This is a genomic window from Streptomyces sp. CY-1 (assembly GCF_047218265.1).
In the GTDB taxonomy this organism is placed as follows: Bacteria; Actinomycetota; Actinomycetes; order Streptomycetales; family Streptomycetaceae; genus Streptomyces; species Streptomyces niphimycinicus.
Genome location: NZ_CP178393.1, coordinates 10,160,521 through 10,170,177 on the forward strand (window position 1 = coordinate 10,160,521; position 9,657 = coordinate 10,170,177).

General features: G+C 72.8%; 1 protein-coding gene. It reads left to right on the top strand.

All coding sequences use genetic code 11. From position 1 onward, the window contains the following. The first annotated feature begins 29 nt into the window (after positions 1-29). Positions 30-9,650: an SDR family NAD(P)-dependent oxidoreductase gene (locus ACK1X7_RS43535; protein ID WP_413116574.1), complete on the top strand. Its 9,621-nt coding sequence runs from the start codon at positions 30-32 to the stop codon at positions 9,648-9,650. The last annotated feature ends 7 nt before the right edge of the window (positions 9,651-9,657 follow it).

Genomic DNA, 9,657 nt, shown 5'->3' on the forward strand with positions numbered 1-9,657 from the left:
CGAGCAGGTGGGTGTGGAGGGCGGTTGCCGTGCCCACGTTGCGTCGCGATCACGGCGGCCAGGTCCAGCTTCTCCACTCGCTGGGCCAGGCGTTCGTTGCTGGGGTGGAGGTGGACTGGAGGGCCGCGTTCCCGGCCGACCCCACCCCTCGTACGGTCGATCTGCCCACGTACGCCTTCCAGCACCAGCGCTACTGGATGAACGCCTCGGGCGCGGTCGGTGACCCCAGCGGCCTCGGTCTCGTCGCCGCGGACCATCCCTTGCTGGGCGCCGCCGTGGAGCTGGCCGATGGGAGCACCCACCTGCTCACCGGACGCATCGCGGCCGGTGGCGGTGACGACTGGCTCGGCGAACACATCGTGGCGAATGCCGTCCTGGCCCCGGGTGCGGCGCTGGTGGAGTGGGCGCTGCGGGCGGCCGACGAGGTCGGCTGCGGTGGGCTCGAGGAGCTGGCGCTCCAGGTGCCGTTGGTGCTGCCGGAGTCGGGCGGGCTGCGCGTCCAGGTGGTGGTGGGCGCTGCGGCGGAGGACGGGCGGCGCGATGTGCGGATCTACTCCCGTCCGGACGGCGAGGCCGACTCGGGCACCGATGTGGGCTGGCTATGCCACGCCGAAGGGGTGCTGAGCCCGGCGCCGGAAGGCGCGGGCCGGTCGGCCGAGGGACTGGGCGGAACATGGCCTCCGGCGGGTGCGCAACCGGTGGATCTGGCGGGGTTCTACGAGCGCTCCGAGGCGGCGGGCTATGCGTACGGGCCGTCGTTCCAGGGGCTGCGTGCCGTGTGGCGGGACGGCGCCGACCTGCTGGCCGAGGTGGCGCTGCCCGAGGCGGCGGGGGACGCGGACGGCTTCGGCATCCACCCCGCGTTGCTCGACGCGGCCCTGCATCCGGCCCTCCTGCTCGACACCGGATCCGAGCGGGAGCGGGACGGCGGACAGGTGCTGCTGCCGTTCGCCTGGAACGGGGTGTCGTTGTGGGCCGCTGGAGCGAGCACGGTACGCGTACGGCTCACCCCGCACGGGGACGGCGCCGAGGGCGAACGCGGGTTGCGGCTGGTGGTGGCCGATGCCGTGGGCGACCCGGTTCTGACGGTCGACTCCCTGGTGACGCGACCGGCGTCCGTGGAGCAGTTGCGGGGGGCCGAGGCGGCACGTGGTGTGGACGGTCTGTTCGTCCTGGACTGGATCCCACTGCCGCAACCCACAGGAGCCGATGGGCCGGTGGCCGATCGCGACACCTGGGCGGTGCTGGCGACCGATGGGGCGCAGCCGGATCTGGAGGCGCTTCTCGCGGGGCTCGATGACGGGAAGCCGGTCCCGACCGTGGTTCTCGCCGAGTTCCCGCGCTCCGACTCCGACTCCGACTCCGACGCCGCGACCGATATGGCGACTGCTGGTCTGGCGTTGGCGCAACGAGCCCTGGATCTGGTGCAGAAGTGGCTGGTCGAGCCGCGGCTGGCCGATGCCCGGTTGGTCGTGGTGACGCGTGGCGCGGTCGCCGTCGCCGATGCCGAGGGCGGTACGGATGTGGCCGCCGCCGCGCTGTGGGGTCTCCTGCGGAGCGCTCAGGCGGAGAACCCGGGGCGCTTCCTTCTGCTCGACCTCGAACCGGACGCAGATCGAGACCTCGGCCTTCACCTGCGGGACGCCATCACACAGGCGGTGGACCTGGAGGAGCCGCAGTTGGCCGCACGGGATGGCCGGGCGTGGGTGCCACGGCTGATCCGTGCCTCCGCCGAGAGCGGCCCGGAGGAGCGGGACACCCCGACGGCGCTCGACCCTGGCGGCACCGTCCTGGTGACGGGCGGCACCGGCACCCTGGGCGGACTGGTGGCCGAGCACTTGGTCCGCACCTGGCAGGTCGGCCATCTGCTCCTGGTGAGCCGTCGCGGGCCGGACGCCCCGGGAGCCCGCGAACTGGCCACCCGCCTGGAGGGGCTGGGGGCGCGGGTGCGGATCGCCGCCGTGGACGTCACGGACGCGTCGGCGGTGGCCGAGCTGGTGGCGGGCGTCGATGCCGAGCATCCGCTGACCGGTGTCATCCATGCCACGGGGCTGCTCGACGACGCGGTGATGACCTCGCAGACCCCCGAGCGGCTGGCCCGGGTCTGGGCGGCCAAGGCCACGGGCGCGGCGCATCTGCACACCGCCACCGCCGACCTTCCGCTGTCCCTGTTCGCGATGTTCTCGTCGGCCGCCGGGGTCATGGGCAGCCCGGGGCAGGCCAACTACGCTGCGGCGAACGCCTTTTGCGACGCACTCGCCGCTCACCGTCAGGTCCGTGGCCTTCCGGGGCTGTCGGTGGCCTGGGGACTGTGGGCCCAGTCCAGCGAAATGACCGGAAAGCTCGCCGCGACGGACCGGGCCCGGATGTCCCGCTCGGGCATCGCCCCGATGTCCAGCGAGAAGGCGCTGGGCCTGCTCGATGCCGCCTGTGCGCAGGGTGGCTCCCTGTGTGTCGCCGCCGCAGTCGATCCGGCCGGGGTGGCTCGTAGGGATCTTCCGGCGGTGTTACGGGGGTTGGTGGCCGGTCGGGTCGGGCGGCGGACGGCGGCCGGTGAGGTGGGGGCTTCGGGGTTGGCGGGGCGGTTGGTGGGGTTGGGGGTTGGTGCTCGGTTGGATGTGGTGGTCGAGGCGGTGCGGGGTGGGGTGGCGGTGGTGTTGGGGTTTGGTTCTGGCAGTGAGGTGCGGGTGGATGCCGCGTTCAAGGAGTTGGGTTTTGATTCGTTGACGGCGGTGGAGTTGCGTAATCGGTTGTCGGTGGTGACGGGGTTGCGGTTGCCGGCGACGTTGGTGTTCGACTATCCGACGCCTCGGGTGCTGGCGGAGTATCTGTGCACCCGACTGACCGGCGAGACCGCCGGGTCGGCCGCGCACGCGCCCGTCGTGGCGGCGGCCGACGCGGATGAGCCGATCGCCATCGTCGCGATGACCTGCCGCTTCCCGGGCGGAGTCAGTTCGCCGGAAGAGCTCTGGAATCTGGTCGCCTCGGGCCGTGATGCCATCGGGGAGTTTCCGACCGGCCGAGGCTGGGACCTGGACGGTCTCTTCCACCCCGATCCGGACCACCCCGGCACCTCGTACGCCCGCAAAGGCGGGTTCCTCTATGACGCCGATGCGTTCGATGCGGCGTTCTTCGGGATCAATCCGCGGGAGGCGCTGGCCACCGATCCGCAGCAGCGGTTGCTGTTGGAGGCGTCGTGGGAGGTGCTGGAGCGGGCGGGGATCGACCCGGTGTCGTTGAAGGGCAGTCCGACCGGGGTGTACGCGGGGGTGATGTACCACGACTACGCGGCCGGGCTCAGCGGCGGCGACGCGCGGCTGGAAGGCTACGCGATGCTGGCCAGCTCGGGCAGCGTGGTCTCGGGGCGGGTGGCGTACACGCTGGGCTTCGAGGGCCCTGCGGTGACGGTGGATACGGCGTGTTCGTCGTCGTTGGTGGCGATGCATCTGGCGGCGCAGGCGTTGCGGCAGGGTGAGTGCACTCTGGCCCTGGCGGGTGGGGTGACGGTGATGGCCACGCCGGATGTGTTCACCGGTTTCTCCCGTCAGCGTGGTCTGGCTCCCGATGGTCGGTGCAAGCCCTTCGCGGCCGCCGCCGACGGGACGGGCTGGGGCGAAGGCGTGGGCGTTCTGCTGCTGGAGAGGCTGTCGGACGCCCGGCGCAACGGCCATGAGGTGCTGGCGGTGATCCGTGGTTCGGCCGTCAATCAGGACGGTGCGTCGAACGGACTCACCGCGCCGAACGGCCCCTCACAGCAGCGAGTCATCCGCCAAGCGCTGGCGAGCGGCGGGCTGTCGTCGGCCGACATCGATGCGGTGGAGGCGCATGGCACGGGTACGACGCTGGGTGATCCGATCGAGGCGCAGGCGCTGCTGGCCACTTATGGTCAGGATCGCCCTGCCGGGCAGCCGCTGATGCTCGGCTCGATCAAGTCCAACATCGGCCATGCCCAGGCGGCGGCGGGCGTGGCGGGCGTCATCAAGATGGTGCAGGCCATGCGCCACGGCACACTGCCCGCCTCCCTGCACATCGACGAACCCACTCCCCATGTGGACTGGGAGAGCGGCGCGGTGCGGCTGCTGACCGAGGCGGTGGAGTGGCCGAACGATGTGCGGCCGCGCCGGGCTGGTGTGTCCTCGTTCGGCGCCTCCGGCACCAACGCCCATCTCCTTCTGGAGCAGGCCTCCGAGCCGGCCGAGGGTGTCACGACCGAACCCGTGATCTCCCCCGATATGCGGGCGGTTCCATGGACGTTGTCCGCGCGGAGTGCGGAGGCGCTGCGTGGCCAGGCCGCCGCGCTGGCCGAACGCGTCGCCAACTGCCCGGAGACCCCGGCGGTCGAGGTGGGCTGGTCACTTGCCACCACCCGATCTCTGTTCGAGCACCGGGCGGTGGCGTTGGGCGATGACCGCGCCGAGCTGCTTGCCGCCGTGGAGGCGCTGGCGAGCGGTGAACCACATCCGGGTGTCGTACTCCCCGGCAGCGGAGCGGCGACGGGCAAGACCGTGTGGCTCTTCAGCGGTCAGGGCAGCCAGCGCCAGGGGATGGGGGCCGGGCTGTACGCACGGTTCCCGGTGTTCGCCACGGCGTTCGACGAGGTCTGCGGGCTGCTCGACCCCCACCTGGAACATCCCCTCCACGGCGTGGTCTTCGACGGTGTGGCCGAGCGGCCGGGGCTGCTGGACCACACCACCTACGCCCAGGCCGGGCTGTTCGCCCTGCATATCGCCCTGGCGCGGTTGCTCGACTCGGTCGGCGTACGCCCCGACGCGGTCATCGGACACTCCATCGGCGAGATCGCCGCCGCCCACGTCGCCGGGGTGTTCGACCTCCCCGACGCCTGCCGTCTCGTCGCCGCCCGCGCCACCCTGATGGGTGGGCTTCCCGAGGGCGGAGGCATGGTCACCATCGCGGCCACCGCTGATGAACTCGCCGAGGACCTGGCCCGCTACGACGGCCAGGTGGGCATCGCCGCCCTGAACACCCCCGGCAACACCGTCGTCTCCGGCCCGGTCGAGCTGGTCGCCGATATCGGTGCCACCTGGCGGGCCAAGGGCCGTAAGACCAGGATCCTGACCGTCAGCCACGCCTTCCACTCCCCGCTGATGGACCCGATCCTGGAGCCGTTCGCGCAGGCCATCGACGGCCTGACCTTCCACCGACCCACCCTCTCGGTGCTCAGCAACCTCACCGGTGAGCCGGCCGACGAAGAGATGGCCACGCCGGGCTACTGGGTGCGCCACATCCGCCGACCCGTCCGCTTCCACCCCGCCATCGCCCATATCGCGCCCGAAACCGGCGTCTTCCTCGAACTCGGCCCCGACCCCGTTCTCGCCACCGCGACCCAGCACACCCTTCAGCACCTCACCCCGGACGAGGCGACGACTGACGCGGACACCCACGAGGGAGGGGACGCGGCCGAGCGGCCGACACCCCTGGTCACAGCCACCCTGAGCCGTAAGCGACCCGATGTGCACGCACTCGGCCACGCCCTCGCCCAACTGCACACCCATGGCACCGATATCGACTGGGCCCGCTGGTTCCCGGCCGACCCGGCGCCCCGGACGGTCGACCTGCCCACGTACGCCTTCCAGCGCGAGCGCTACTGGCTGGCCCAGGGCGGTGGCGTCGGGGATGTGAGGGCCGCCGGGCTCCAGCGGGTCGAGCATGCCCAGCTTCCGGCGGCCGTCGGGCTCGCCGATGGCGGGCTGCTGCTCACCGGCCGGATCTCGGCCGGTGGCGGTGCCGGGGGCTGGCCGGCCGAGCATGTGATGGCGGGCGCCGTGCTGGCCCCGGGCGCGACGCTGGTGGAGTGGGCGCTGCGGGCCGCCGATGAGGCGGGCTGCGGCGGGGTGGAGGAGCTGGCGCTCCAAGTCCCGCTCGTGCTGCCCGCGTCCGGTGGGCTGCGCGTTCAGGTGGTGGTCGGCGTGGCCACCGAGGACGGGCGGCGTGATGTGCGGGTGTACTCCCGGCCCGACCGCGATGTCGAGCCCGGTGCCGAGCCGGGCTGGGTATGCCACGCCGAGGGCGTTCTGAGTCCGCCGTCCCCGCAGAGCCCCGCGCGGGGTCCGGTGGACGAACCGGGCCCGGTATGGCCCCCGGTAGGCGCGGAGCCCGTACGGCTGGACGGGTTCTACGAGCGCGCCGCGGCGTCGGGATACGCCTACGGGCCGTCGTTCCGTGGCCTGCGGGCCGTATGGCGGGACGGCGCGGAAGTGTTCGCCGAAGTGGCGCTGCCCGAGGCCGCCGGAGACCCGGAGGGATTCGGAATCCATCCGGCACTGCTGGACGCCGCGCTCCATCCGGCGTTCCTCCTCGACCGGCCCGGGCAGGAGAACGAGGACGGCCGGGTGTGGCTGCCGTTCGCCTGGAACGGGGTGTCGCTGTGGGCGGGCGGTGCCACGACCGTACGGGTCCGGCTCTCGCCCCGGGAGCAGGAGGCGGGTGGCTCCGAGGGCGAACGCGGTCTTCGGGTCGAGGTGGCCGACGCCCTGGGCGCTCCGGTGCTTACCGTCGACTCGCTGGTGATGCGACCGGCCGACATGGACCAACTGAGCACCTCCGGCGGGACGGAGGTGGACGGACTGTTCACCTTGGAGTGGACGCCCCTGCCCGTCCCCGCACCGGACACCGGCGCCGGACGGCGGGAGCCGGATCCGGCGGACGGCGGTGAGTGGGTGGTTCTGGGCCCGCAGGAGTACGGGCCGATCGTGCCGGGCGCGGTACACCATCCGCATGTGGAGGCGTTGGTGTCCGCCCTCGACAGTGACGGCCCCGCCCCCTCGGTGGCCATCGCGTATCTGCCCGCGTTCGGTGGCCCGTCCGGCGGGGACCCGGGTACGGACCTGGCGGCCGCCGGTCTGGCGGCCTCGGAGCGGGTGCTGGAACTGGTGCGGGGCTGGCCGGCCGAACCCCGGCTGGCCGAGACGCGGCTGGTGGTGGTCACGCGGGGAGCGGTCGCGATCGAGACCTCCGACGCCGAGGGCGCTCCCGAGGCGGACGATGTCTCCGAAACGGACGGCGCCCTCGAAACGGACCGCGCCCCCGACGCGGACGGCGCCGGAGATCGCGGCCTGGATGTGGCCGGGGCCGCCGTGTGCGGCCTGGTGCGCAGTGCGCAGGCCGAGAACCCGGGGCGATTCCTTCTGGTCGATCTCGACCCGGACTCCGAGCTGCTCGAAGAGAGTGTGCGCAGCGCCGTGGCATGGGCGGCGCACCTGGACGAGCCGCAGGTCGCGCTGCGGGCGGGGCGCCTCCGGGTGCCCCGGCTGATGCGTGCCGGTGGCGTGAGCAGCGGGGGTGTGGCCGCGCTGGTGGGACAGCCCGCGTGGCGGCTGGAGCTGACCGGCGCGGCCACGGTGGACAATGTGAAGCCGGTGCCGTGCCCGGAGGTGCTCGAACCCCTCGGACTCCGTCAGGTACGGGTGGCGGTGCACGCGGCCGGTATCAACTTCCGTGACGCGCTGATCAGTTTGGGCATGGTCCCGGGCCAGACCGGGCTCGGTGGCGAGGGCTCCGGTGTGGTGCTGGACGTCGGCCCCGAGGTGACCGGGGTCGCGGTGGGCGACCGGGTCATGGGGGTCTTCGACCGCGCTTTCGGCCCGACGGCGGTGACCGACGCCCGTATGGTGGCGCCCGTCCCCGCCGGGTGGACCGCTCAGCAGGCGGCCTCGGTGCCGGTGGCGTTCCTGACCGCCTGGTACGGGCTCGTGGAGCTGGCCCGGCTCCGGGCCGGGGAGAAGGTCCTGATCCATGCCGCGACCGGCGGTGTGGGCATGGCGGCCGTACGGATCGCCCGTCATCTGGGGGCGGAGGTCTACGCGACAGCGAGCCCCGGCAAGCATGCGGTGCTGGAGGCGATGGGCATCGACGAGGCACATCGCGCCTCGTCACGCGATCTGGACTTCGAGGACGTGTTCCGCGAGGCCACCGGCGGGCGTGGCGTCGATGTGGTGCTCAACAGCCTCGCCGGACCCTTCGTCGACGCATCGCTACGGCTGCTGGGCGAGGGCGGCCGGCTGATGGAGATGGGCAAGACCGACCTCCGTGACCCCGAGCGCGTCGTGGAGGAGCACCCCGGGGCGACGTACCAGGTCTACGACCTGATCACCGACGCCGGGCCCGAACACATCGGCCGGATGCTGGGCGAACTGGGCGAGCTGTTCACCACCGGAGCCCTGCGGCCGCTGCCGGTGCGGACCTGGCCGCTCAGCCGGACACGTGAGGCGCTGCGCCATCTCAGCCAGGCCAAGCACACCGGCAAGCTGGTCCTGGACGTCCCCGCGCCGGTGGACCCGGACGGCACCGTCCTCATCACCGGTGGCACCGGCACCCTGGGCGCGCTGGTCGCCGAACACCTCGTACGTGTCTGGCGGATCGGGCATCTGCTGCTGGTGAGTCGCCGGGGCCCGGAAGCGCCGGGCGCCCGGGACCTCGCCGACCGGCTGACCGCTCTGGGCGCGCGGGTACGTATCGTCGCCGCGGATGTCACCGACGCGGCGGCCGTGGCCGAGCTGGTGGCGGGGGTCGACCCCGGGCATCCGCTGACCGGAGTCATCCATGCGGCGGGTGTGCTGGACGACGCCGTCCTCACCGCGCAGACCCCCGAGCGGCTGGCGCGGGTCTGGGCGGCGAAGGCCACCGCCGCGGCCCATCTGCACGCCGCGACGGCACATCTGCGCCTGGGCGCGTTCGTGCTCTTCTCGTCGGCCGCCGGGGTCATGGGCAGCCCGGGACAGGCCAACTACGCGGCGGCCAACGCCTTCTGCGACGCGCTGGCGGCCCACCGCCGGGCACTGAGCCTGCCGACGGTCTCGGTGGCCTGGGGCCTGTGGGCCGAATCCAGCGAGATGACCGGCGGCCTCGCCGACGCGGACCTGGCCCGGATGTCCCGCTCCGGCGTCACCGCGATGGCCGCCGACCATGCCCTCCGACTGCTCGACGCGGCGGCCGAGCACGGCGGCCACCTGCTGATCGCGGCGGACATCAACACCCGTGTCCTGGCCGCCCAGCCCGCCGACAGCCTCCCCGCCACGCTCCGCGCCCTCGCCGCATCCGGCGCCGGTGGCGCGGCGGCGCGGCGTACGGCGGCGGCAGCCGATGCGCGGCCGGACGACTGGGCCGGGCGGCTGGCGGGCCTGTCCGCCGCGGAACAGCACCGCGCGGTCCTCCAGTTGGTCCGTGGCCATGTGGCCACCGTGCTGGGGCACGCCGACGCCGAAGCGGTGCGGGCCGAGGCCAACTTCAAGGAGCTGGGCTTCGACTCCCTGACCGCCGTCGAACTGCGCAACCGGCTCGCCGCCGCCACCGGCCTGCGGCTGCCCGCCGCCCTCGTCTTCGACTATCCGGAAGCGGCCGTGCTCGCCGACTACCTGCTGGAACGCATCGCCCCGGCGGTCGGCACCGCCATGGGCCGGGACGGCGCCGATCCGGTCCTCAACGAACTGGCCAGGCTCGAAACCACCCTGATCGGCCTAGAGATGGCAGACCCCGATTCGGGGGCGGTCACGGCACGGCTCGAAAGCCTGCTGGCGAAGTGGAAAGCGACACGAAAGCCGGCGGAGGAAGAAAAGACCGCCGCGGAGAGGCTGGAGTCCGCGTCCGCGGCCCAGGTTCTCGACTTCATCGACAACGAACTGGGTGTGTCCTGAATGTGCC